Raw genomic sequence first — 22,075 nt, forward strand, 5'->3', positions numbered from 1 at the left:
AAGGTGTTGCGCTGAGTACTCCCCGAGGTCGATGGTGTGCGGTCCGGGGGACGGTAGGCCGCCTCCGCGGAGCCCGGAGGGCCTTGACGAACGGGCTCGGATGCGCTCCGCGCGGGCGACGGCTCAGCGGTCGACGGGCCGGTCGGCCTCCTCGGCGGCCCGACGCTCGCGGAACGCGACCATGTTCATCCGGTTGCCGCAGCGCACGCTGCAGAACCGCTTCGAGCCGTTGCGCGAGAGGTCGACCAACAGCCCGTCGCAGTCGTCGGCCGCGCAGGGGCGCAGCCGCGCCGTCTCGTCCGACCGGACCACGTCGACGAGGGCGAGCACCGCCTCCACCAGGATCCTGTCGGCGAGCGGCGCGCTCTGCGGGGTGGCGTGCAGGTGCCAGTCGAGGTCGTCGTGGCGGACGAGCCGGGGCACCGCGTGCAGGCGCTCGAGCAGCTCGTTGACCGGGCCGACCATCTCGTCTCGCGGCAGGAGCCAGAGCTCACGGAGGCGCGTGCGGGCCCGCCGCACCGCCTCGAGCTCGGCCTCGTCGCGGTCGCGCCGCCCCGAGAAGCCGAAGGTCGTCATCAGCGCGTCCAGCTGGGCGGGCGTCGCGAGCTCGTCGCCGCCGGAGCGCGACGCCCCGGCCGTCGTGTTGACCAGGGCCGCGTTGAACTCGAGGACGTCTTCCGTGTCAGGGGCGAAAAGCAATTTGACTCCTTGTCGGCTCCCGCTCTAGCGTCAGGATCAACAGGCCGAACGGCCCTGACTGGAGGGTACCCCGTGTCTCGTCGCCATCTCTCGACCGGCCTGCTCGTCGCGGTCGTGGCCGCCGCCTCCTTCGGGGTCTCCGGGCCCTTCGTGAAGCCGCTGCTCGAGGGCGGCTGGAGCCCCGTCGCCGCGGTCGCCCTGCGTGCCCTGGTCGGCGGCGTCGTGCTGGCGCCGTTCGCGCTCGTCGCCCTGCGGGGCCGCCTCGCCCCGGTCTGGCGCGCGCGACGACGGGTGCTCGGCATGGCCGTGATCGGGGTCGCCGGCACGCAGGTGTTCTACTTCGCCGCCATCCAGCACATCCCCGTCGGCACGGCGATCCTGCTCGAGTACATGGCGCCCCTGCTGCTCGTCGCCGTCGCGTGGGTCGCCACCCGGCGACGGCCCGCCGCCGTCGTGCTCGTCGGGTCGGCCGTCGCGGCGGTCGGCCTGCTGCTCGTCGTCTCGCCCGGCGGCGGGGGAGCGCTCGACCCCGTCGGCATCGCCCTCGGCGTCGCGGCGATGGTCTGCTGCGCCGGGTACTTCGTCATCGCGGCCCTGCCCGCCGACGGCCTGCCGCCCGTGGCGCTGGCCGCCTCGGGGCTGCTCGTCGGCTCGGCGCTGCTCGGCCTGCTGGGGCTCACCGGCCTCGTGCCCTTCACCGCCACGGCGGACGACGTCGTCGTGCTCGGCAGCACGGTGCCCTGGTGGGTGCCGATGCTCGTCGTCGGCCTCGTCGCGACCAGCCTCGCCTACGCCACGAGCATCACGGCCAGCTCGATGCTGGGGTCGCGCCTCGCCTCGTTCGTCGGCCTGCTCGAGGTGGCGGCGGCGGCGATCTGGGCGTGGGTGCTGCTCGACGAGCAGCTCACCGCGCTGCAGCTCGTCGGCGGGGCGCTGATCGTGGCGGGCATCGTCGCCGTGCGGGCCGACACGAGCGCCGAGCGGGACGAGTCGGCGGGCGTGCTCGTCGCGGCGGGTGTAGAGGAGCCGGAGCGGGCGGCGCCGTCCCCCACCTGACCGTCCGTCGTGCATCTGGCCCTCGTCGGGCGGACCTCCCTAGCCTCGAGGGAGAAGTCGGGGAGGCGCAGCAGCGCCGAGCCGACGACCACCCCATCGATCAAGGAGCACACCATGGCACAGGCCATCGAGACCGTCGACGTCAGCGTCCCCGTCTCCGTCGCGTACGACCAGTGGACCCAGTTCGAGGAGTTCCCCAAGTTCCTCGACGAGGTCGAGTCCATCACGCAGACCACCCCCACCCTCACGGTGTGGAAGGTCAAGGTCGGCCCCGTCGAGAAGACGTTCGAGGCGGAGATCACCGAGCAGCACCCCGACGAGCGCGTCGCCTGGAACAGCACGGGCGGCGAGGTCGACCACGCCGGCGTCGTGACCTTCCACAAGCTCAGCGACTCCGAGACCCGCATCACGGTGCAGATCGACTGGACGCCCGAGGGCTTCCTGGAGAAGGTCGGCTCGTCGCTCGGCCAGGACAACCGCGCGATCAAGAAGGACCTCCAGAACTTCAAGGAGTACATCGAGTCGCAGGGCCAGGCCGACGGCGCCTGGCGCGGTGACGTCCAGGCCTGATCAGGCCGGGCTCACCCCCGCACTCCCCGAGACGCCTCGCGGCGGACGACCACGGTCGCCCGCAGCGGGGCGTCTCGTCGTCGTCGGGGGCGGCGTGGCGGGCCGCCGGGCGTCAGCCGATCGGGGCGGCGGCCGGGGGCGCGAGGCGCAGGCGCTCCTCGCGGGCGGTGTCCCAGACGGCGGGGGCGACGTCGTCGTCGCGGTACGACGGGCGGCGCGGGGCGTGGGCCGGGGCAGTCGCGGCGTCGGGGGCGGCGAGCTCGGGCGTCTGCGGGGCGACAGGCGTGGTCATGCGGTTCTCCTGGGTGTCACGGCGGGGTGCGTCAGACGATGGTGCGTCACGGAGCCCTCCGCGTGCTGCCCCCAGTAGGAGGCGGGAGGCGCGTCCGGCCCCGCCCCCGGGCGTCCGTCGTCGACGAGCGATCGTACCCCGTTCCCAGCGTGCTCGGAGACACGGCCGCGCCTCCCTCGGGTCGTCGGCCCGCGCCTCCCGGGCCGGCGCCGGTCGTCGCGCGGGCCGGCCCGGAGTCGCCGTCGCTCAGCCGCGGGCGAGCTGCGGGTAGAGCGCCTCCAGCGGCGCCGACAGGGCGGCCTTCGCCTGGCGCGAGGTCTCGTCGGCGAGCACCTCGTGCTCACCGGCCTCGAGGGCGTCCAGCACGTCGGCCACGAGCACGGCGGGGTCGGTCTTCGCGTCGTCGACGCCGGCGGCCATCGCCGTGTCGACGTAGCCGACGTGCACGCCGACGACCTGCACGCCCGCGGGCTGCAGCTCGAGGCGGAGCGAGTTCGTCGCCGACCAGAGCGCGGCCTTCGTCGCCGAGTAGATGCCGGCGACCGCGAACCAGGAGAGGGCGGAGTGGATGTCGATGATCGCCGTGCCGCCGCCGTGGGCGCGGAGCAGGGGCGCGTAGGCGCGGGCCAGGAAGAGGGGGCCGAAGAAGTTCGTCTCGACGTTCTCGCGGATCTCGGCGTCGGTGTTCGCGAGGATGCCCGGCTCGGGGGCGTTCGCCCCGGCGTTGTTGACGAGCACCGTGACGTCGGGGGCCGCCTCGACGACGGCGGCGATCGACGCGGCGTCGGTGACGTCGAGGGTGAGCGGCACGACGCGCTCGTCGCTCCAGCTGCGCGGGGTGCGGGCCGTGGCGTAGACCTTCGCGGCGCCCCGGGCGAGGGCGGCCTCGACGAAGCGGGTGCCGATGCCGCCGTTGGCGCCGGTGACGAGGACGACGGAGTCGCGGATGGTGGTCATGGGGTTCCTTCCAGGGGGTCGGGGCGGTGCGGTCGCGTCGCCCCGGGCGGGTCGTCGTCGCTCGTGAGTGGGATGATGCGGTGCGCGTACCCGATCGCCAGCGACTGACCCTCGTCACAACTGAGCAGAGTCAGTTCTCATTCCAGGAGTTCCCATGTCGTCGACATCCGCCCCGCTCGGCCGTCGAGAGCGCAACAAACAGGACAAGCTCGAGCGCATCACCCGGGCCGCGTCCGACCTGTTCTCGCGGCACGGCGTCGACGAGGTCACCACGCAGCAGGTCGCCGAGGCCGCCGACGTCGGCGCGGGCACGCTCTTCCTCTACGCGCGCTCGAAGGGCGAGCTGCTGCTGCTGGCGCAGAACGCGGCCTACGAGCGCGCGCTCGAGCGGGGCCTCGCCGCGGCGGCCGGCGAGGCGGCGCTCATCGACGCGGTGGTCGCCCTCGTCACGCCGGTCGTCGAGTGCAACCGCAGCCACGTCGAGAACGGCCGCACCTACCTGCGCGAGATGGTCTTCGGCGACGCCGCCGAGCCGCACCACGCGGCGGCCCTCGCGATCGTGGCCAGGACGGAGGAGGCGCTGGCCGACATCGTCGCCGACCGTGCCGGTCGGAGCCCCGAGGAGGCCGCCGTGCTCGCCCGCGTCGTCTCGGCCGTGCTGATGGTCGCGATGGCCTCCGCGGTCGACGAGTCGCTCGAGGTGCCCGAGATCGTGGCGGCGCTGAGGGCCCAGCTGGAGGTCGTGCTCCGAGGGTAGTGACGAGCGGCGACGCGGGGGCGTCCGTGTCGGTGCACAGTGTGCAACTCGTTGGGCTGCGGTCACTCGGGCGACTCCGCAGCGACACCGGCCGTTCACCCTGCCCGACTGCACTGTGACGGTCCCCCGATCAGGGGGTGACGACCTCCCTCCGCACCACCGATCACCTGGAGCTGGACCACACGATGTCATCCACCACCCGCCGCACCCGCGCGGCCCTCGCCACGGGAGCCATGGCGCTCGCCGCCTCCGTGGCCCTCCTCCCCGGAGCCGCGTTCGCGGCGACCCCCGCCGACGTCGCCGAGAACGGCGGCGCCGCCCGCAGCTCCGACGACAGCACGCAGGCCCTGCTCGACTCCGTGCAGGCCGGCCCCGCGAAGAACGTCATCCTGCTCATCGGCGACGGCATGGGCGACTCCGAGATCACCTCGGCCCGCAACTACCAGTACGGCGCCGGCGGCGAGCTGCCCGGCATCGATGCGCTGCCCCTCACCGGCCAGTACACGACCTACTCGCTGACGAAGGCGGGCAAGCCCGACTACGTGCCCGACTCCGCCGCCACCGGCTCGGCCTGGGCCACCGGCACCAAGACGTACGACAACGCCGTCTCGGTCGACATCGCGGGCACCCCGCAGGACACCCTGGTCGAGATCGCCAAGGCCAACGGCAAGAAGACCGGCAACGTGTCGACCGCCGAGATCCAGGACGCGACGCCGGCCGTGCAGGCCGCCCACGTCGCCGCCCGCAGCTGCTACGGCCCCGACTCGGTGACCCAGTGCGGCGCCGACGCCCTCGACCAGGGCGGGCTCGGCTCGATCAGCGAGCAGATCATCGGCACGCGCGCCGACCTCACCCTCGGCGGCGGCTCGGCGTCGTTCCGCCAGACCGCCCGTGCGGGCCAGTACCAGGGCGAGTCGCTCTTCGACCAGGCCGCCGACCGCGGCTACCAGGTCGTCGGCGACGCCGCCGGCCTCGGCGCCCTGACGGCGGCCGACCAGGCCTCGCCGGTGCTCGGCACCTTCACCGACGGCAACTTCCCGACCCGCTTCGCGCCCAGCACGGCGACGGTCGGCGGCGCCGACCTCGCGCCCCAGGCGTGCACGCCGAACCCCGCCCGTCTGTCGACGGACCTCTCGCTCCGCTCGCTGACCGAGAAGTCGATCGACCTGCTCGACGGCGACCAGGGCTTCTTCCTCCAGGTCGAGGGCGCCTCCATCGACAAGCGCGACCACAGCGCCGACGCCTGCGGCCAGATCGGCGAGGTCCTCGACCTCGACGAGGCCGTGCAGGCCGCGCTCGAGTTCGCGAAGGCCGACGGGAACACGATGGTCATCGTCACCGCCGACCACGCGCACACCAGCCAGATCGTCGACAGCACGCCCCCCGCGACGCTCAGCACCGCGCTCCTCACCACCGAGGGCAGCACGATGAAGATCGCCTACGGCACCGCCGCGGCCGGCGGCTCGCAGCAGCACACGGGCACGCAGCTCCGCGTCGCGGGCTACGGCCCCGGCGCCGCGAACGTCGTCGGCCTTATCGACCAGACCGACAACTTCTTCACCATCGTGAACGCGCTCGAGCTCGACCGTGACCTCGACGGCCTGAGCCGCGACGGCACCATCTCGGCCCCGGCCGAGGTCGCCCCCGGCACCGACTTCACCGTCACCGCCTCGGGCGTCGAGGGCGACCGCCAGGTCTCCGGGGTCTACACCCCTGCCTCGGGCGACCCCGTCGACCTCGGCTACGTCGACGTGGTCGACGGCGTCGCGACCTTCACCGTCACGGCCCCGACCGCCCTCGGCGCCGGCTCGGTGACGCTGATCGGCGTGCAGTCGGGCGTCGAGCTCCGTGCTGACGTGCTGGTCGCGGCGGGTGCGCCCACCCCGGCCCCCACCGCCTCGCCGACCCCCGCCGCCGTCCCCGGCGGCTCGGGCACGGGCGCCGGCGGCGCCGGCACGACGGCCTCGGGCTCCGGCCCGCTGGCCTTCACCGGCTCCGACATGGTCCCCGCGCTGCTCCTCGCGCTGATGCTCGCCGGCACCGGTGCGGTGCTGGTCGCGCGTCGTCGCCGCCGCTCCGTGCTCGACCACTCCGGCGCCCAGCTGTAGCGGACGGGCCGGGCGACCGGCAGACCACAGGAGGCGCGGTGCCCGACGGCACCGCGCCTCCCGTCGTCCTGCCCCGGGGCTCGCCGCCTCAGCCGACGCCGCCCGCGAAGGTCGCGGGGTCGACGGGGCGCCGGGCGCGGGGGAGCCCCTCGACGACGAGGAGGTACGACTCGGTCACGAGGTCGTCGAGCAGGTCGGCCTGCACGTCGTCGCCGGGCCGGACGGTGACCCAGTGCCGCTTGTTCATGTGCCAGCCGGGCGACACGTCGTCGTGCTGGGCGCAGAGCGCGATCGCGTCGTCGGGGGCGGCCTTGACCGTCACGACGGGCTGGCCGGCGACCTCGGCCATCAGCAGGAAGACCTTGCCGCGCACCTTCCAGACCTCCCAGTCGGGGCCGAAGGGGTGCTCGAGCCCGGCGCCCGGCAGCTCTTCTGCGCGGGCGGCGGCGCGCTCCTGCAGCGAGTCGGCGTGCATGTCTCCTCCGGGGGTCGGGGGGCGGGGGCGGCGGCCGCGCGGGCGGAACGACGAGCACGAGCCTACGACGACGTCCGTGACGCAGCCCTACCCCGCGGAGCGCCTTATGTCCAGAACTACCTGGGCCGGTCACGCTCCGGCATCGTGAGGGAGTCTCGGCCGGGGTTCAGGTGGCCGAGGCGTGCTCTCGCCGGTCGGGCCCGGGGGAGCGGCGGCAGGGCCCCGTTCGGGTCGGGTCCCTGCCGCCACGGCCCGTCACGACCGCTAGCCTGGGCACCTGAGGAGAGCCGAGCGGGCGCGTCACCGACGTGGCCACGCCGCCGAGGGCGGTACCGCTGAACGGGCTGGCGCAGTGCGGGGTGCCCCGCACGGACACACCCCACCGCAGCCCGGACCCCGCTGCCCAGCACGGTCCGTGCGCCTCATCAACGGAGCACCCCATGGGTTACATCGTCTACGACGGTGAGCAGCTCGAGTTCAAGGTCGAGGACCGCCTCCTCGCCCACCTCCAGATCGTCATCGTCAACAAGTTCCGCGCGGGCGAGTCGTTCGTCTTCTCCTGGAAGGAGCCGATCGAGACCGGCGACGGCCGGTCGACCGTCTGGCTCGCGCCCACCATCGGGCTGCGGTTCAAGTTCGCCGGCAGTCGAGCGATCGACATCAACCCGACGTGGCTCGACGCCCTCTACGCCGGCGCCGCCTCCGGTCGGGGCCTGCGCCCGGAGCCCGAGCCCGAGCTCGACCCGAGCACGACGCTGCCGGGGTCGGCGGGCGCCCAGGTCGACTGGGCCAGCGACCGCCCGGAGCCCCCGAGGACACGTCGGGCACGGCCGCCCGTCGGGTAGCACCGTCGCTCGGCGAGGTGCCGGGGAGGCGTCAGCAGTCGCGGCCCTGCGTGGTCAGCGACGTCCCGCACCGGTGGCAGCGCCAGCGCACGACGTGGATGCCGTGCGGCACGACGCGGCCGCTCATCGTGCGGGGGCCGCCGCACGCCGGGCAGTCGCGCGAGGGCAGCTCCCGGGCGCGGGTGGGGCCCGGCGCCGTGGTCGACGTGATGTGGTCCGTGGTGGTCATGCGCGCCTCCTCCGCCCTCGGGGGCGTCCTCGTCGACGCACCGGTGGGCTGATGTGGACGCTACGCCGACGAGCCTGACCGTCGTGGGGGGTTGCCGGAGGCGCGGTGCAGGAGGTAGGCGCGCACGCCGAGAGCCCCGGAGGTCGTGACCTCCGGGGCTCTCGGGCGCCCGTGCGGGCGGGTGGTGCGGGGTGCCGTCGGCTCAGTCGGCGTCGACGACCACGGTCGTGATGACCGGGGTGCGGCGGTGGCGACGGAGGAACCAGCGGCTCAGGCCGTCCTCGATGGCCTGCTCGGCGGCTTCGCCGTCGATCTTCCCGCGGGCCGTGGCCTGCTGCAGCGCCTTCTCGGCGACGTCCTCGGCCTGCTTCTCCCAGCCGGCGGCCTCGACGAAGCCGCGGGGGATGAACTCGACGGGGTCGACGAGCTTCTGGGCGCCCTCGTCGAAGATGCCGAGCACGGTGATGTGGCCCTCCTCGGCGAGCGAGAGGCGGTCCTTCAGGGCGTCCTCGGTCGCGACGCCGATCGTGGCGCCGTCGACGAAGACGTAAGGGGCCGGGATGCGGCCGGCGATGCTGGCGCGCCCACGGTCGAGGTCGACGACGACGCCGTCCTCGACGACGAGCACGCGGTCCTCCGGCACGCCGGTCGCGATGGCGAGGTCGGCGTTGGCCGTGAGGTGGCGCCACTCGCCGTGCACGGGCAGCACGTTCTTCGGCTTGACGATGTTGTAGCAGTAGGTGAGCTCGCCGGCGCTGGCGTGGCCGGAGACGTGCACCTTCGCGTTGCCCTTGTGGACGACCGTCGCGCCCCAGCGGATCAGGCCGTTGATGACGCCGTAGATGGCGTTCTCGTTGCCGGGGATCAGCGAGCTCGCGAGCAGGATGGTGTCGCCCTCGCCGACCTTGATGATGTGCTCGCGGTTGGCCATGCGCGACAGCGCCGCCATCGGCTCGCCCTGCGAGCCGGTGCAGATGAGCACGATCTTCTTGTCGGGCATCTTGCTGAGCTGCTTGAGGTCGACGACGAGCCCCTGCGGGATGTTCAGGTAGCCGAGGTCGGACGCGATGCCCATGTTGCGCACCATCGAGCGACCGACGAAGGCGACCTTGCGGCCGTGCTTGTGGGCGGTGTCGAGCACCTGCTGGATGCGGTGCACGTGGCTGGCGAAGCTCGAGACGACGATGCGCTTGGGCGCCTCGCGGAAGACGCGGTCGATCGCGGCGCCGAGGTCCTTCTCGGCGGTCGTGAAGCCGGGCACCTCGGCGTTGGTCGAGTCGGTCATGAACAGGTCGACGCCCTCGTCGCCCAGGCGGGCGAAGTGGTTGAGGTCGGTGATGCGCTTGTCCATCGGGAACTGGTCCATCTTGAAGTCGCCCGTGTGCAGGACGAGCCCGGCGCTCGTGCGGAGCGCGACGGCCAGGCCGTCGGGGATGGAGTGGTTCACGGCCACGAACTCGAGGTCGAACGGGCCGGCCTGGTGGTGGTCGCCCGCGGCGACCTCGTGGGTGATCGGCGTGATCTTGTGCTCCTGCAGCTTCGCCGTGATGAAGGCGAGCGTCAGCTTCGAGCCGACCAGGGGGATGTCGGGGCGCTCCTTGAGGAGGTAGGGCACGCCTCCGATGTGGTCCTCGTGGCCGTGCGTCAGCACGATCGCCTCGACGTCCTTCAGGCGGTCGCGCAGCGCCGTGAAGTCGGGCAGGATCACGTCGATGCCGGGCTGGGTCTCTTCGGGGAAGAGCACGCCGCAGTCGACGACGACGAGCTTGCCCTTGTGCTCGAAGAGGGTCATGTTGCGGCCGACGTCGCCGAGGCCGCCCATCGGGGTGACGCGGAGCGCGCCGCGCTTCAGGGGCTGGGGCTTCTTGAGGTCGAGCTCGTGCTTGATCGTGGACATCGGTCTTCTTCCGTCGGAGGGGTGTCGCTGAGCGGAGCACGCGGTCGAGCGGGCCTCGCGGTCGGGAGCCGGCACGTTCTGCCGGTCTCCCTGATGTCGTGGAGGGCGTGGTCGCAGGCCGTGGAGGCAGGGCGACGACGCCGTGTGGTGCGGGCCGTGGGCGGCTCCCGTGAGGAGACCGGCACGGCCGTGAGGTGCAGGGCGGGTGTCGTGCGGAGGCCCGGTCGTGACCGCGGCTCGCCGGCGAGACGGCGTCCTGCGGCCTCGTTCTCCCCTGAGCATGTCATGAGTGGGGCCCAAGTGGGAAAACGGGCGGCGTCGGCCGGCCGCGCCGGTCAGCGCGCGAGGCGCTCCATGTGCGCGGTCGTCTTCTCGGTGAGGAAGGCGCAGAGCCTAGCGACCGAGCCGACCTCCAGGGCCAGGGCGAGCACCTGGTCGGCGGTCGCCCGGGCGTCGCGCTCGCGGGCCTCGAAGGTGACCGTCCACTCGGGCGAGCCGCCGATCTCGCGACGGAGGAAGACCTCGGTGCCCGAGGTCTCGAGCCGCACGACGATGAGGGCGGTGTCGACCATCGACTCGTCCCACGAGGCGTCGACGGCCTGCGGCGACGAGGGGTGGGCCTGCTCGAGGGCGTGGAACTCACGGACCCAGCCGTCGAGCTCCTCCGAGGTCAGACGGGGCACGGGCTTCTCCTCGACGGTCGGGGCGGGGCCGCCGGGCGGGCGGACGACGACCATCCTGCCGTGTCCGGCCCGGGTCTGCCCGCTCCTCCGCGGCGCGCGTCGTCAGCGGCGACGGAAGAGGTCGGCGAAGGCCCCGGGGCCCGGAGCGAGGCGCACCGCCATCTCGTCGCGCACCCGCGCCTCCTGCTCCCGGTCACGGGTCAGCTCGGTGATCTCGGCCGTGGCTGCCCACCAGGTCGCGAGACGGGCGCCGAGCCCGTGGCGGACGGGCGGGGGGGAGGCGGCGGTGCGGGCGTCGCCGCAGCCGGGCTCAGCGGGGCGGTCGGGGACGCTCAGCACGGCGTGCCTCCTCAGGGGCTCGGGTCGGGTGGGCGGGGTCAGGGGTGACGGTCGCGGGGCCCTCGTCGGCGTCGATGGTGGCCGCCCAGCTGGCGAGCAGGCGGAGGCGCTCCTCCGTGGGCGAGCCCGGCTCGGCCGCGTAGACGAGCAGGTTCAGCCCCGGCTGGCCCATCGGCTCCATGGCCTCGTAGACCATCTCGAGGTCGCCCACGACCGGGTGCGTGAACCGCTTCTGGCCGGAGACGTGGTGGCGCACCTCGTGGGCTCCCCAGCGGACGCGGAACTCGTCGCTGCGGGTCGAGAGCTCGCCCACGAGGTCGTGCAGGGCGCGGTCGTGCGGGTCGCGGCCCGCCTCGGTGCGGAGGATGGCGACGTTGATGTCGGCCGCGACCGACCAGGAGGGGTAGAAGCGCTCGGCGAGGTCGCGGTGCAGGAAGACGAAGCGGGCGAGGTTCACCGGGCGCTCGGGCAGCGCGTAGAGGTCGCTGTAGAGGGCGCGGAAGAGCGCGTTCTCGGCGAGGACGTCCATCCGGCCGTTGCGCAGGAAGGCCGGGCCCGCCGTCACCGAGTCGAGGGTGAGCTGCATCGCCCGCGAGACCCGGCTCGGCGGCCGGGGGCGGCGCCGCGCCGCGAGGGGCGACTCCCGGGCGGCCCGCGCGAGGTCGGCGAGGTGCGCGCGCTCGGCGTCGTCGAGCAGGAGGGCCGTGCCGAGGGCGTCGAGGACGGCGGCGGAGGCGCCGCCGAGCCGGCCTCGCTCGAGGCGCGTGTAGTACTCGACGCTGACCCCGGCCAGCAGGGCGACCTCGCTGCGGCGGAGCCCGGGCACGCGACGCCCGGGGCCGCCCGGCAGCTCGACCTGCTCGGGCCGGACGCGCGCGCGCCGGCTGGTGAGGAAGTCGCGGATCTCGGTCTCCGTGCTCGTCGCGTCGATGTCCATGCCCACGACGGTACGACGGGACGGCCCCCGGGAGGGCGCCCTGTCAGGGCCCCTCTCCGCCGGCTGGCCGCTCTCGGAGCGGCCGGGGCCGAGCCCGTACCCCGGCTGCGAGTTCTGTCGGGGGTCGTCCGTACTGTCAAGGGGCTTGTACTTCCCTCTCGCGACCCAGTAGGAGAACCCATGACGTCGACCGAGACGCGCCCCCTCCCGGTGGCCTTCTGCCTGCACGCCCTCGGGTCGAGCGCGCGCGAGTTCGACGGGGTCGCCGAGCGGCTCCGCGGCGTGGTCGACGTCGTCGCCCTCGACCTCCCCGGCTTCGGCGACGCCGACACCAGCGACGGAGTCACCGTCGACGACATGGTGCGGCTCGTGACCCGGCGCATCCGCGAGAGCGGCGCCTCGCGCTGGTTCCTGGTGGGCCACAGCATGGGCGGCAAGATCGCCTCGATCGTCGCGTCGCGCACCCTGGCCGGCAAGGGCGGGGTGTTCGGCCTCGCCGGCGTCGTGCTGCTCGCGGCCTCCCCGCCGTCGCCCGAGCCGATGGAGGAGGAGCGCCGGGAGGCCATGATCGGCTGGGTGACCGGCGGCGACGGCGAGGCCGTCGGCGGCGGCGCGGGCACGGGCGCCCTCGACGAGGCCGCCGCCCGCGAGTTCGTCGACGCCAACGTCGGTGCGCCCCTCGACCCCGCGGCCGACGCGGCCGCCGTCGCCGACGTGCGCCGCGCCTCCGGCGAGGCCTGGCAGGCCTGGCTCGAGCAGGGCAGCCGCGAAGACTGGTCGGCCGAGGTCGGCGTGCTCGACCTGCCGGCGCTGATCGTCGCGGGCGGCGCCGACGGCGACCTCGGCCCGGACGCCCAGCGGCGGGTCAACGGCCACGTCTACGCGCGGGCCCGGCACCTCGTGCTCGACGGCGCCGGCCACCTGCTGCCCCTCGAGCGGCCCGACGAGGTGGCCGACGCGGTCGCGACCTTCTGGCGTGAGCAGGCCGGCGTGGGCCCGGCGCCCTCGCCCGACTTCGTGGCCACCCTCGCCTCCGCACGCACGACCGCCAAGACGCGCGGCATCCTCGCGCGCCGCGCCGTGGCCGACGACACCGACTACCGCCCGGTCGTCCTCGACGACCAGCAGCTGACCACGCTCCGCACCCTGGCCGACCTGGTCGTGCCGCAGCGCGGCTCGGCCATCGACCTGGCGGCCCGCGTCGACGCGCAGCTCGCCCGCGGCGAGGGCGACGGCTGGCGCAACGCCGACCTGCCGAGCGACCCCGAGGCGTACCGCACAGGCCTCGACGCCCTGGTCGGCGTCACCGCGATGACCGCCGAGCAGCGGTCCGACCTCGTCACGGCCATCGTGGCCGGCGACCCCGACCCCGAGCTGGTGGCCCACGGCGACAGCGGCGGCGGCAGCTCGCACCACGGCGCCGACGGCGACGACGGGCCGCCGCGCGACGACGAGGCGCACCCGTTCACGGTCGCGCAGCTCACGGCCTGGTTCGAAGACGTCCGGGTCGACCTCGTCCGCCAGTGGCTCGCCCACCCGGCGACGATGGAGGAGATCGGCTTCGACGGCTTCGCCAACGGCGGCGACGGCCTCCGCATGCAAGGATTCCGCCGGCTCGCCGCCGGTGAACGAGAGGGCTGGGAGCCCCGGATGGAGGTGGTCCGATGAAGCTGGACGACATGACCAGGTACGCCGACGACGAGGTCGTCGACGCCGTGGTGATCGGCACGGGCGCGGGCGGAGCGCCGATCCTCGCCGAGCTGGCGGCGGCCGGGCTGCGGGTCGTGGCCCTCGAGGCCGGCTCGAACCTCGGCCCCGCCGACTACACGTCGGACGAGGCGGAGGCGGTGGTCATCAACTGGATGGACGAGCGCCTCAGCGGCGGCGAGACCCCCACGGCCTTCGGGCAGAACAACTCGGGCAAGGGCGTCGGCGGCTCGACCCTGCACTGGGGCGCCTTCACGCCGCGCCCCGACCCGCGCGACCTCACGCTGGGCTCGCTCACGGGCCAGGGCGTCGACTGGCCCGTCGACCACGACGAGCTGATCGGCTACGTCGAGCGGGTGGAGCGCTTCGTCGGGGTCTCCGGCCCCGCCGAGTACCCGTGGGACGCGTCGCGGTCGTACGAGCTCCCGCCGCCCGCGCGCAACGCGTCGAGCGACATGATGCTGCGCGGCTGCGAGGCCCTCGGCATCCGCGCGACCGACGCCCCCGCGGCGCTGGTCACCCGCGACTGGAGCCAGGAGGGCGGCGGCCTCCGCCAGGCCTGCGTGAACTGCGGCGGCTGCCACCAGGGCTGCCGCAACGGCGCCAAGGTCAGCATGGACACCACCTACCTGCCCAAGGCCGTCCGCGACGGCGCCGAGATCCGCGCCGACTCGGTCGTCACGGGCATCGAGCTGGACGACGCGGGCGAGGTCTCGGCGGTCGTCTACGTCCGCGACGGCGTCGAGCACCGCCAGCGCACGGCGGCCCTCTTCCTCTGCGCCGGCGGCGTCGAGACGCCCCGCCTCCTGCTCCACACGGGTCTCGCGAACAGCAGCGGCCAGGTCGGCAAGAACTTCATGGCGCACGGCGCCACGCAGGTCTGGGCCACGTTCGACGACGAGATGCGCGGCCACCGCGGCTACCCGTCGTCGATCATCTCGGAGGACTTCTACCGGCCCGAGGGCGCCGACTTCGTCGGCGGCTACCTCATCCAGAGCCTCGGCGTCATGCCTCTCACCCTCGCGACGACCCTCGCCCGCGGGGCGGGCCTCTGGGGCAGCGAGCTCGTCGACGCGATGCACTCGTACCGCTACATGGCGGGCGTGGGCATCAACGCGGAGTGCCTGCCGTACGAGCAGAACACCCTCGAGCTGACCGACGAGCTCGACGCCTTCGGCGTGCCCAAGGTCGTCGTGACCTTCACCCCCGGCGAGAACGAGAAGGCGCTCGACCGCCATGCCGTCCGCACCATGACGGCGATCGTCGAGGCCGCCGGCGGGCGCGACGTCCGGGTGCTGGCCCGCACCGCGCACACCATCGGCACCTGCCGCATGGGCACCGACCCGGCGGAGGCCGTGGTCGACGCCGAGGGGCGCAGCTTCGACGTGCCCAACCTGTGGGTCTGCGACAACTCGGTGTTCCCGAGCGCCGTCGTCGCGAACCCGGCGCTGACGATCATGGCGCTCGGCCTGCGCACGGCCGAGCGGTACCTCGCCTCGGTCGGCGTCACCGCCTCCTCGGCGGAGACGACCAGCCACGAGGTCGTCGCGGCCTAGCCGCAGCCGCGTCGAGGTGACTCGACCTGGCTTCTCCGCCGTGGCGGAGGTCCAGGACGAGTCACCTCGATGTCCGCGACGCGACGCGACGCGACGCGACGCCGCGCGCAGCGTCAGCGGCGCAGCCAGGCGTCGACGAGGAGGTCGCCGCGGATCTCGCGCAGCCGGTCGAGCAGCAGCGGCACCGTCGTGCGCCCCAGGCCGCCGACCTGAAGGTCGTACGGCCCGAGCGCGGGCAGCTTGCCCGTCCGCACGCGCACCACCTCCCAGCCGACGCCGCGCAGGGCGCGGTCCTTCCGGCGGTCGGCGTCCTCGCGCTTCCCCACGTGCTCGAGCCCGTGCCGCCCGGTGCTGTCGTACTCGATCGCCACCCGCAGCTCGGGCAGCACGATGTCGGGCCAGGCCTCGACGTGGTCGAAGAACGGCTTGCCGAGCCGGACGGCGTTCTGCCCCGGCGTGAACTCCAGCCGCTCGGTGAGGTCGGCCCGCAGCTGCGCCTCGACGGCGGAGGCCGGAGGCGGTGCGCAGCTGCTGACGAACGGCTCGCCCGGCGGCAGGTCGGGCGTCGCGCGGCAGAGCCCGGGGGAGGCGCGGGGCGCGCGGGACCGCACCGGTCGCCCGCCCGAGGCGCCTGCCGTCGACCGGCGGTTCGCCCAGGTCGCCTCGAGCTCGCGGCCCCGGGTCGAGCCTCCGCTCGGCTGCTCCACGGGCCCCGTGACGAGGGGGCTGTCACCCGGCAGGCGCACCGTCGCCGCCATCGGCAGGCTCGGCGTGCGGGGCCGGGCGAGCTCGGTGCAGTCGGGGCACCACGACGACCGCCGTCGTTCGCGGCCCGGCCGTGACCGCTGCTCGTCGGGCGTCGCCACGACGAGGTGGCCGGCGTCGCAGAGCCAGGTGAGCCACACGTCGGCGGCGGGCGGGATCTGCGTCAGCACGACGCCGCCGTTGAACTCGGGCCGGTACTGCCGGATCAGCACGGGGAACGACGCCCACGCCTCGCGGAACCGCCCGACCTCGTAGGGCACGTCGGTGCCGCGCGACCACTGGCGTCGCGCCCACCACCTCGCGATCGGTTCCGGCACGGCGTCACGCTAGCCGCGGCCTCCGACACCGGCCCCGCACCGGCCGGGCTCAGCGCCCCAGGTGGGGCAGCACCGCCCGGATCGTCGTCAGCACGCCGCCCTCGGTGTTCGCGGGGGCCCCGTGGCGGGCGCGCTCGCGCACGAGAGGGTGGGCGTTCTCGACCGCGTACGACCAGCCGGCCGCCTCGACGAGCTCGAGGTCGTTGAGGTAGTCGCCGAAGGCCATCGTCTGCTCGCGGGTCACGCCGAGCTCACGCTGCAGCCGCTCGAGGGCGCGGCCCTTGTTCACGCCGCGGCGCATGACGTCGACCCAGTTCGCTCCGGAGACGACGACGTCGACGTCGAGCCCCAGGGCCCGGACCGCCGGACCGGTGCGCTCCTCGGCGCGGCCGTGGTCGTAGACCGCGAGCTTCAGCACGTCGTCGTGCCGGGAGGCCTCGAGCACGTCGTCGACGACCTCGAGGGCCGCGTAGTAGCGCTGCACGTGCGAGACGAACTCGGGGTCGACCCGCTCGATGTACGCCGACCTGGCCCCGCAGACGACCAGCCCGGCGGCCGGCTGGGTGTCGCCCGCACCGCCGACGCCCGCCTCCCCGCGGGCCCAGGCCACGACCGGCTCGACGCTCTCGCGGTCGAGGGGCTCGATCGCGATCGTCACGCCCTCCCGCACGACGTTCGTGCCGTTCTCGGCGATGAAGACGAGGCCCGGACGCTCGCCGAAGACCTCGACGAGCGTCTGGTACTGACGCCCGCTCGCGGGGGCGAACAGGACGCCGGCCCGCTCGAGGTCGTCGAGCAGCGGCCAGAAGTCGTCGGGCACGTTCCCGTCGCCGTCGAGCAGGGTGCCGTCCATGTCGCTGGCCACGAGTCGGATGTCGGGGATGTCGTCGGTCACGGTCACCCACTCTGCCGCACCGGGGCGGGTGGCCGGCACCGCGCCTCCTCGGGGCAGGCGAGGGGTGCGCGGGGCCCGCCGCGCCTCCGGGACACCCCGTGCGCCCTGCGGACGAGCGAGGCGGCGGCGCGCGGGCCGCACGGGTGAAAGCGCGGGTGGACAGGGGCGTCCACGCCCGGAGAGCCCGGGGAGCGGGGCCGGCCGTCGCCAGACTGGAGGGATGGTCCTCGACATCCTCGTCCTCGCGACGCTCCAGGAGGGGCCCCTGCACGGCTACGAGCTCAAGCGCCGCGTGGTGCGGCCGAGCCTCTCGACGGTCAGCAACAACTCGCTCTACCCGGCGCTCCGGCGCTTCGAGGAGAGCGGCGCGGTCACCGTCGCGGTCGAGCAGCAGGAGGGGCGCCCGGCCCGTCGCACCTACAGCCTCACCGAGGTGGGCCGCCGCCAGCTCGTCGAGCGCATCTCGACGCTGCCGGCCGAGAAGGCCGCGAACGACGAGGAGTTCGCCGTCCGTTTCGGCCTCTTCGACCAGGTCGGGCCGGAGGCGCGGGTCGCCGTGCTGCGCGAGCGCCTGTCCGCCGTCGAGCACAAGCTCGCCACGGCTCGCGAGCTCGTCGCCGCCCACGACGCGCACGCGCCCGCCAGCCACCGCGACCTCGCCGCGGCCCGCCTCGTGGCCGTCCTGGACGACGAGCGTCGGTGGACGGCGGAGCTCATCGCCGCCGAGGCCGGTCGGGCCGACCCGGACGCGCGGAGCGCGGAGAGCGGAGCCCCCGCCGTCGCCCGGCTCCTCGGCTAGTCCCTGGTAGACTAGGTGACCGTGGGCATCGTCCACAGGGCGCCTTCGGGTGGCGCCCGAGAGGAACGGTCATTCGGGTCTGTTCCTCTCCGCTCCTCCATGCCACGTCGGGTGTGCATGGAGGGGCGTCTCCGTCTGTGCTGACGTCCGCTGGGCCACGGCCGCGGCCGACTGCGTGGCCGACCGGGCCGCGGCCGGCAACCGCAGCTCGAAGCGCGCGCCGCCGAGCCCCGGGTCGGCCCCGCCGCCCGCGGCCCGCGGCAGGCACACCACGTCGCCGCCGTGCGCCCGGGCGATCGCGCGCGCGATGGGCAGCCCGAGCCCCGACCCGCCGTCGCCGCGCGCCCGGGCCTCGTCGAGGCGCACGAGCCGGTCGAAGACGCGCTCGCGGTCGGCGTCGTCCACGCCCCGGCCGTCGTCGTCGACCCCGCGGCTCGCCACCGAGACCCGCACCGACGACCGCGCGTGGCGCACGGCGTTGTCGAGGAGGTTGCCGACGACCTGCCCGAGCCGGTCGAGGTCGCCGGAGACCGGCGGCACCGGCCCGTCCGTCACGACCTCGACGGCGACGTCACCGCCGCGCACCCGCTGACGCTCGGCCGCCCCGCGCGCCACCTCGGCCACGTCGAGGGGGCGGGGGTTGAGCGCGAGACCCTCGTCGAGCCGGGCCATCAGCAGCATGTCGCCGATCAGCCGACCGGCCCGCAGCGACTCCCGCACCACGTGCACCGTGAGGCGCTCCCGTTCGTCGTCGTCCAGCTGCGCCCGCACGAGCGTGTCGGCGGCGGCCTGGATGCCGGCGACCGGGGTGCGCAGCTCGTGGGCCGCGTCCGACACGAACGACCGCAGCCGCGCCTCCGCGGCCAGCGCCGCCCCCTCGGCCCGCTCCAGGTCGTCGAGCATCTCGTCGAAGGCGGCCGCCGTGCGCCCCAGCTCGGTGGTCGGGCGCGTGGGCCGCAGGCGACGACCGCGGTCGCCGCCGGAGATGGAGCGGGCGACGGCCGTCATGCGCTCGAGGGGCCGGAGCGTCCGCCGCACGACGAGCACGAGTGCTCCCGCCGCGAGCAGCAGGAACGCCGCCGACGCCCCGAGCAGCACCCCGCGCAGGGTGGCGAGCGTGTCGTCGATCGAGCTGGTGCCCGCGGTCAGCGCCAGCTCGGTGCCGTCGCTGAGCACGGCCTCGTAGCGGATGAGGTCGCCGTCGTCGACGACCGAGCTCGACGTCACCGACACCGTCGCGTCGCCGCTGGTGGGTTCCGTGCTGGTGGGGTCGGGCGGCGTCGTGCCCCCGGAGCCGGTCGTCCCGCCGGTGGAGCTGCCGGAGTCGCGGGGCCCGCCCGCCGGTCCCGGCAGCTCCCCGAGGGGGTCGGCTCCCGGCCCCGCCCTCAGGTCGTCGGGGCTGGGCCCCGCCGTCACCGCGCCTCCGTCCGGGCTGGTGACGACGACGGAGACGCCCTGCGCCGACAGTCGGTCGGCGAGGTCGTCGTCGTCGACCGTGCCGACGAGCGCGGCGGCCGCGGCGGCGCGGTCGCCGAGGCGCTCGACGACCTGGGCACGGAGGCGGTCGCCGACGAGGGCCTGGACGGTGAGCGCGAGGGCGAGCAGCAGGACGGCGAGCAGGGCGGTCACGGCGACGACCGTCCGGGTCCGCAGCGAGCCGGTGCGGAGCGGAGCCCCGGGCGCGGCCGCCGTCTTCGACGCCGGCCGGGCCCGCGAGAGGGACGGCGTCACGCGCTCACCTGGTAGCCGAGGCCGCGGACGGTGTGGACGAGCCGCGGGCCGTGAGCCTCCATCTTCTTGCGCAGGGCGCTGAGGTGGACCTCGACGAGGTTGGGGTCGACGTGGTCGTAGCCCCAGACCTGCGTGAGGATCTGGGTCTTCGACAGGGTGCGGCCCCGGCTCGCGGCGAGGTGGGCCAGCAGCCGGAACTCGGTCGCCGTGAGGTCGAGGTCGTGCCCGCCCCGCCGGGCGAGGCCGGCGTCGGGGTCGACGACGAGGTCGTCGATCTCGATGACGGCGGCGATGCGGCCGCGGCGGCGCAGCACGGCCGTCACGCGGGCGACGAGCTCGGCGACCACGAACGGCTTCACGACGTAGTCGTCGACGCCCTCGCCGAAGCCCCGCAGCCGGTCGTCGACGCCGTCGCGCGCCGTCATCATGATGACGCCGGCGTCGCTCGCCCGCCGCACGCGCTCGGCGAGCACGATGCCGCTCGGCCCCGGCAGCATCCAGTCGAGCACCACGAGGTCGGGCACGAAGGTGTGGAGCTCGTCCGCCAGCTGCTCGCCCGACACCAGGCCGCGGACGGCGAACCTCTCCGCGGCGAGGGCGGACACGACGGAGGCGCGGATCGCGTCGTCGTCGTCGACGACGAGCACGCGGGCGGGAGGCAGCATCCCTCGACCGTAGGCGGGCCGTCCATGGGCGAGCAGCCCGTCACCTGGGCGAACGCTGTTCTTAAGCACCGCTTCAGGACCGCTGATGAACCTGGTGGAGAACCGGTCGAGAGGCCCCGCCCCGAGGGCCCGCCGGACGAGGAGACGACATGACCCACGACGACACCCCCACCCAGCCCCTCCCGCCGGTGCCCGGCGACGGCCGCGCCGACGCCGGCCCCGGCAGCTCGCTCCGTCGGCGCCGACCGCGCCTCGTGATCGGGCTCGCCGTCGGCGTGCTCGGCGTCGCGGCGCTCGGGTCGACGGCGGCGTTCGCGGCGGGCCCCGGCTCGTCCGGCTCCGGGTCGACGAGCGCCACCTCGACGGCCACGTCGTCGCCGAGCGCTGGCTCGGCGACGCCGACCGCACCGTCGACGACCGGCCCCGACCAGGGCGGGTCGGCGACGGGCGACGAGGCCGAGGGCGACGCGACGGGGGCGCCCACGCCGCCCGCGCCTCCGGCCGGGGACGAGGCCGACGCCGACGCGCCGACCCCGCCCGCACCGGGGGAGTGCGGCCCCGGTGCGACCGGCGGGCCCGGAGCCGGCCCGGCCGGTGCCGACGGTGCCGACGGGCCCGCCGGGCCGCTCGGCGAGGGCCGGCCCACGCCGCCCGCGCCGCCGACCGACGGCTCGGCGCCCACGCCGCCGACCGACGGCTCGACGCCCCCGGTGCCCGGTGACGGTTCGGCGCCGACGCCGCCGACCGCTCCGACGGGTGCACCCGAGGCGCCGGCCGACGACTCGTCGACCGGCAGCTGAGCAGGCGGGACCCGGCCGAGCGTCGGGTCCCGGCGGCTGACGCCGCCACGACCAGGAAGTGCGGTCCAGATCCGCTGATCCACTCCGGAGTGGATCAGCGGATCGATGTCCACTCCGCGGCGCGTGCGGTCGCTCCACTCTGGAGTGGAGCGAGGGTCCGGGCACGGCGCGCGTGCGTGGCGGGCTGCTCCACTCCGGAGTGGATCAGCGATCCTGGACGGCGTTCTCCCGGCGCTCCGCCCCCGCCCCCCCCGGCGCCCCGGCGCCCCGGCGCCCCGGTGCCCGGTCGGCACGACGGCACCGCGCACCGCCGGTAAGCTCGCGCCCATGGTGACCGTCGTGATCCCGTGGCGTCCGCAGCCCAGTCGTGTGCCGGCCTTCGAGACCGTCGTCGCCTGGTGGCGGCGTGCCCTGCCCGACGCCGAGATCGTCCCCGTCGACACCGACGACGAGCTCTTCAACCTCGCGCGCTGCCGCAACGTCGGCGTCTCCCGCGTCGCCGCCGACGAGGTCGCCGTCATCGCCGACGCCGACACCCTGCCCCAGCTCGAGCCCCTGCTCGCCGCGGTCGCCGCGGCCCGCACCTCCGGCCGCGTGCACCTGCCCTACACGGCGTACCACTGGCTCGGGGCGACGGGCAGCGCCCAGTTCGCCGACGGCACCCCGCTCGAGGAGTGCGACCACGAGCTCGTCCGCGGCGCCTGCTCGGGCGTCTACGTGACGACCCCCGCCACCTGGCGCAGCCACGGCGGGCAGGACGAGCGCTTCCGCGGCTGGGGCTTCGAGGACGCCGCCTGGTACCTCGCGCACGAGACCCTGCTCGGCGAGGCCCCCGTGCGCCACGAGGGCGCCGTCTTCGCGCTGCACCACCAGGCGGAGTCGCGTGAGGGCCCCCAGTACGACGCCAACGCCGCGCTGATGCAGGCCTACCGCGAGGCCGCCGTCGACGAGGCCACGATGCGCGCCTTCCTGCAGGTCCCCGCCGCCTGAGGCCCG

At 74.8% G+C, this 22,075-nt stretch carries 23 protein-coding genes; 10 read left to right on the top strand and 13 right to left on the bottom strand.

Features of this window, described 5'->3' with window-relative positions:
• Positions 1-123: 123 nt before the first annotated feature.
• Positions 124-699 carry a CGNR zinc finger domain-containing protein gene (locus F1C15_RS11750; RefSeq protein ID WP_185231364.1) on the bottom strand — a complete coding sequence of 192 codons (576 nt, stop codon included), beginning with the start codon at positions 697-699 and terminating at the stop codon, positions 124-126.
• Between the two features lie 72 nt (positions 700-771).
• On the opposite strand from F1C15_RS11750, the gene F1C15_RS11755 reads away from it, so the two are divergent.
• Together F1C15_RS11755 and F1C15_RS11760 are read left to right on the top strand one after the other, a co-directional pair.
• A complete protein-coding gene (locus F1C15_RS11755; RefSeq protein ID WP_185231366.1) occupies positions 772-1,755 on the top strand; it encodes a DMT family transporter in 984 nt (327 codons plus the stop codon).
• Positions 1,756-1,869: 114 nt separating this feature from the next.
• Positions 1,870-2,325 carry an SRPBCC family protein gene (locus F1C15_RS11760; RefSeq protein ID WP_185231368.1) on the top strand — a complete coding sequence of 152 codons (456 nt, stop codon included), beginning with the start codon at positions 1,870-1,872 and terminating at the stop codon, positions 2,323-2,325.
• Positions 2,326-2,437: 112 nt separating this feature from the next.
• On the opposite strand, the gene F1C15_RS11765 is transcribed toward F1C15_RS11760, so the two are convergent.
• Positions 2,438-2,617 (bottom strand): hypothetical protein, encoded by a 180-nt coding sequence (locus F1C15_RS11765; RefSeq protein WP_056052278.1) that lies wholly within the window; start codon positions 2,615-2,617, stop codon positions 2,438-2,440.
• Positions 2,618-2,863: 246 nt separating this feature from the next.
• A complete protein-coding gene (locus tag F1C15_RS11770; protein ID WP_185231370.1) occupies positions 2,864-3,574 on the bottom strand; it encodes an SDR family oxidoreductase in 711 nt (236 codons plus the stop codon).
• A gap of 154 nt (positions 3,575-3,728) precedes the next feature.
• On the opposite strand from F1C15_RS11770, the gene F1C15_RS11775 reads away from it, so the two are divergent.
• Complete coding sequence (locus F1C15_RS11775) at positions 3,729-4,331, top strand: TetR/AcrR family transcriptional regulator (protein WP_185231372.1); 603 nt, start codon at positions 3,729-3,731, stop codon at positions 4,329-4,331.
• Positions 4,332-4,516: 185 nt separating this feature from the next.
• Positions 4,517-6,439, top strand: a complete 1,923-nt coding sequence (phoA, locus tag F1C15_RS11780) for an alkaline phosphatase (protein ID WP_185231374.1) — start codon at positions 4,517-4,519, stop codon at positions 6,437-6,439.
• Between the two features lie 88 nt (positions 6,440-6,527).
• Here the strand turns inward: phoA and F1C15_RS11785 are convergent, their stop codons facing one another.
• The gene (locus tag F1C15_RS11785; protein WP_185231376.1) at positions 6,528-6,914 is read right to left on the bottom strand and encodes an MmcQ/YjbR family DNA-binding protein; all 387 of its coding nucleotides are present in this window, start codon (positions 6,912-6,914) and stop codon (positions 6,528-6,530) included.
• 440 nt (positions 6,915-7,354) lie between these two features.
• On the opposite strand from F1C15_RS11785, the gene F1C15_RS11790 reads away from it, so the two are divergent.
• The gene (locus tag F1C15_RS11790; protein WP_185231378.1) at positions 7,355-7,759 is read left to right on the top strand and encodes an ATP-dependent DNA ligase; all 405 of its coding nucleotides are present in this window, start codon (positions 7,355-7,357) and stop codon (positions 7,757-7,759) included.
• Between the two features lie 31 nt (positions 7,760-7,790).
• Here the strand turns inward: F1C15_RS11790 and F1C15_RS11795 are convergent, their stop codons facing one another.
• The 5 genes from F1C15_RS11795 to F1C15_RS11815 form a co-directional block, all read right to left on the bottom strand.
• A complete protein-coding gene (locus tag F1C15_RS11795; protein WP_185231380.1) occupies positions 7,791-7,988 on the bottom strand; it encodes a hypothetical protein in 198 nt (65 codons plus the stop codon).
• A 202-nt stretch (positions 7,989-8,190) separates the two neighbouring features.
• The gene (locus tag F1C15_RS11800) at positions 8,191-9,885 is read right to left on the bottom strand and encodes a ribonuclease J (RefSeq protein WP_056052293.1); all 1,695 of its coding nucleotides are present in this window, start codon (positions 9,883-9,885) and stop codon (positions 8,191-8,193) included.
• Between the two features lie 335 nt (positions 9,886-10,220).
• Positions 10,221-10,568: a hypothetical protein gene (locus F1C15_RS11805; protein WP_156369877.1), complete on the bottom strand. Its 348-nt coding sequence runs from the start codon at positions 10,566-10,568 to the stop codon at positions 10,221-10,223.
• Between the two features lie 102 nt (positions 10,569-10,670).
• Complete coding sequence (locus tag F1C15_RS11810) at positions 10,671-10,907, bottom strand: hypothetical protein (protein WP_056052299.1); 237 nt, start codon at positions 10,905-10,907, stop codon at positions 10,671-10,673.
• Positions 10,879-11,844, bottom strand: a complete 966-nt coding sequence (locus tag F1C15_RS11815) for a helix-turn-helix transcriptional regulator (RefSeq protein WP_185231382.1) — start codon at positions 11,842-11,844, stop codon at positions 10,879-10,881. The genes F1C15_RS11810 and F1C15_RS11815 overlap by 29 nt, the downstream gene beginning before the upstream one ends.
• A gap of 180 nt (positions 11,845-12,024) precedes the next feature.
• Here F1C15_RS11815 and F1C15_RS11820 point away from each other — a divergent pair, with 180 nt between their 5' ends.
• Together F1C15_RS11820 and F1C15_RS11825 are read left to right on the top strand one after the other, a co-directional pair.
• Positions 12,025-13,512, top strand: coding sequence for an alpha/beta hydrolase (locus F1C15_RS11820; RefSeq protein ID WP_185231384.1), 1,488 nt, complete (start codon positions 12,025-12,027; stop codon positions 13,510-13,512).
• A gap of 11 nt (positions 13,513-13,523) precedes the next feature.
• Positions 13,524-15,107: a GMC family oxidoreductase gene (locus F1C15_RS11825; protein ID WP_255465218.1), complete on the top strand. Its 1,584-nt coding sequence runs from the start codon at positions 13,524-13,526 to the stop codon at positions 15,105-15,107.
• A 113-nt stretch (positions 15,108-15,220) separates the two neighbouring features.
• Here F1C15_RS11825 and F1C15_RS11830 read toward each other — a convergent pair whose 3' ends face one another.
• Entirely contained in the window at positions 15,221-16,189 is a 969-nt protein-coding gene (locus F1C15_RS11830; protein ID WP_185231388.1) for a hypothetical protein, read from the bottom strand.
• Positions 16,190-16,238: 49 nt separating this feature from the next.
• Positions 16,239-17,084: a Cof-type HAD-IIB family hydrolase gene (locus tag F1C15_RS11835; RefSeq protein ID WP_255465220.1), complete on the bottom strand. Its 846-nt coding sequence runs from the start codon at positions 17,082-17,084 to the stop codon at positions 16,239-16,241.
• A gap of 220 nt (positions 17,085-17,304) precedes the next feature.
• Between F1C15_RS11835 and F1C15_RS11840 the strand changes: the two genes are divergently transcribed.
• Positions 17,305-17,883, top strand: coding sequence for a PadR family transcriptional regulator (locus tag F1C15_RS11840; RefSeq protein WP_185231390.1), 579 nt, complete (start codon positions 17,305-17,307; stop codon positions 17,881-17,883).
• 69 nt (positions 17,884-17,952) lie between these two features.
• On the opposite strand, the gene F1C15_RS11845 is transcribed toward F1C15_RS11840, so the two are convergent.
• Together F1C15_RS11845 and F1C15_RS11850 are read right to left on the bottom strand one after the other, a co-directional pair.
• Entirely contained in the window at positions 17,953-19,614 is a 1,662-nt protein-coding gene (locus tag F1C15_RS11845) for a HAMP domain-containing sensor histidine kinase (protein ID WP_185231391.1), read from the bottom strand.
• The gene (locus F1C15_RS11850) at positions 19,611-20,279 is read right to left on the bottom strand and encodes a response regulator transcription factor (RefSeq protein WP_185231392.1); all 669 of its coding nucleotides are present in this window, start codon (positions 20,277-20,279) and stop codon (positions 19,611-19,613) included. Before F1C15_RS11850 ends, F1C15_RS11845 begins: the two co-directional genes overlap by 4 nt.
• Before the next feature lie 149 nt (positions 20,280-20,428).
• On the opposite strand from F1C15_RS11850, the gene F1C15_RS11855 reads away from it, so the two are divergent.
• Both F1C15_RS11855 and F1C15_RS11860 read left to right on the top strand, forming a co-directional pair.
• Entirely contained in the window at positions 20,429-21,079 is a 651-nt protein-coding gene (locus F1C15_RS11855) for a hypothetical protein (protein WP_185231393.1), read from the top strand.
• A 327-nt stretch (positions 21,080-21,406) separates the two neighbouring features.
• On the top strand, positions 21,407-22,069 hold the full coding sequence (locus tag F1C15_RS11860) for a hypothetical protein (RefSeq protein ID WP_167258047.1): 663 nt from the start codon (positions 21,407-21,409) through the stop codon (positions 22,067-22,069).
• Positions 22,070-22,075 lie beyond the last annotated feature (6 nt).

This window comes from Frigoribacterium sp. NBH87 (assembly GCF_014217665.1).
Classification (GTDB): domain Bacteria; phylum Actinomycetota; class Actinomycetes; order Actinomycetales; family Microbacteriaceae; genus Frigoribacterium; species Frigoribacterium endophyticum.

What these genes read in the sequence shown, in the direction of transcription:
- F1C15_RS11760 (WP_185231368.1), top strand. Translation starts at nt 1,870, where the DNA reads ATGGCACAGGCCATCGAGACCGTCGACGTCAGCGTCCCCGTCTCCGTC.
- F1C15_RS11765 (WP_056052278.1), bottom strand. Translation starts at nt 2,617, where the DNA reads ATGACCACGCCTGTCGCCCCGCAGACGCCCGAGCTCGCCGCCCCCGAC.
- F1C15_RS11770 (WP_185231370.1), bottom strand. Translation starts at nt 3,574, where the DNA reads ATGACCACCATCCGCGACTCCGTCGTCCTCGTCACCGGCGCCAACGGC.
- F1C15_RS11775 (WP_185231372.1), top strand. Translation starts at nt 3,729, where the DNA reads ATGTCGTCGACATCCGCCCCGCTCGGCCGTCGAGAGCGCAACAAACAG.
- phoA (WP_185231374.1), top strand. Translation starts at nt 4,517, where the DNA reads ATGTCATCCACCACCCGCCGCACCCGCGCGGCCCTCGCCACGGGAGCC.
- F1C15_RS11785 (WP_185231376.1), bottom strand. Translation starts at nt 6,914, where the DNA reads ATGCACGCCGACTCGCTGCAGGAGCGCGCCGCCGCCCGCGCAGAAGAG.
- F1C15_RS11790 (WP_185231378.1), top strand. Translation starts at nt 7,355, where the DNA reads ATGGGTTACATCGTCTACGACGGTGAGCAGCTCGAGTTCAAGGTCGAG.
- F1C15_RS11795 (WP_185231380.1), bottom strand. Translation starts at nt 7,988, where the DNA reads ATGACCACCACGGACCACATCACGTCGACCACGGCGCCGGGCCCCACC.
- F1C15_RS11800 (WP_056052293.1), bottom strand. Translation starts at nt 9,885, where the DNA reads ATGTCCACGATCAAGCACGAGCTCGACCTCAAGAAGCCCCAGCCCCTG.
- F1C15_RS11815 (WP_185231382.1), bottom strand. Translation starts at nt 11,844, where the DNA reads ATGGACATCGACGCGACGAGCACGGAGACCGAGATCCGCGACTTCCTC.
- F1C15_RS11820 (WP_185231384.1), top strand. Translation starts at nt 12,025, where the DNA reads ATGACGTCGACCGAGACGCGCCCCCTCCCGGTGGCCTTCTGCCTGCAC.
- F1C15_RS11825 (WP_255465218.1), top strand. Translation starts at nt 13,524, where the DNA reads ATGACCAGGTACGCCGACGACGAGGTCGTCGACGCCGTGGTGATCGGC.
- F1C15_RS11840 (WP_185231390.1), top strand. Translation starts at nt 17,305, where the DNA reads ATGGTCCTCGACATCCTCGTCCTCGCGACGCTCCAGGAGGGGCCCCTG.
- F1C15_RS11850 (WP_185231392.1), bottom strand. Translation starts at nt 20,279, where the DNA reads ATGCTGCCTCCCGCCCGCGTGCTCGTCGTCGACGACGACGACGCGATC.
- F1C15_RS11855 (WP_185231393.1), top strand. Translation starts at nt 20,429, where the DNA reads ATGACCCACGACGACACCCCCACCCAGCCCCTCCCGCCGGTGCCCGGC.
- F1C15_RS11860 (WP_167258047.1), top strand. Translation starts at nt 21,407, where the DNA reads ATGGTGACCGTCGTGATCCCGTGGCGTCCGCAGCCCAGTCGTGTGCCG.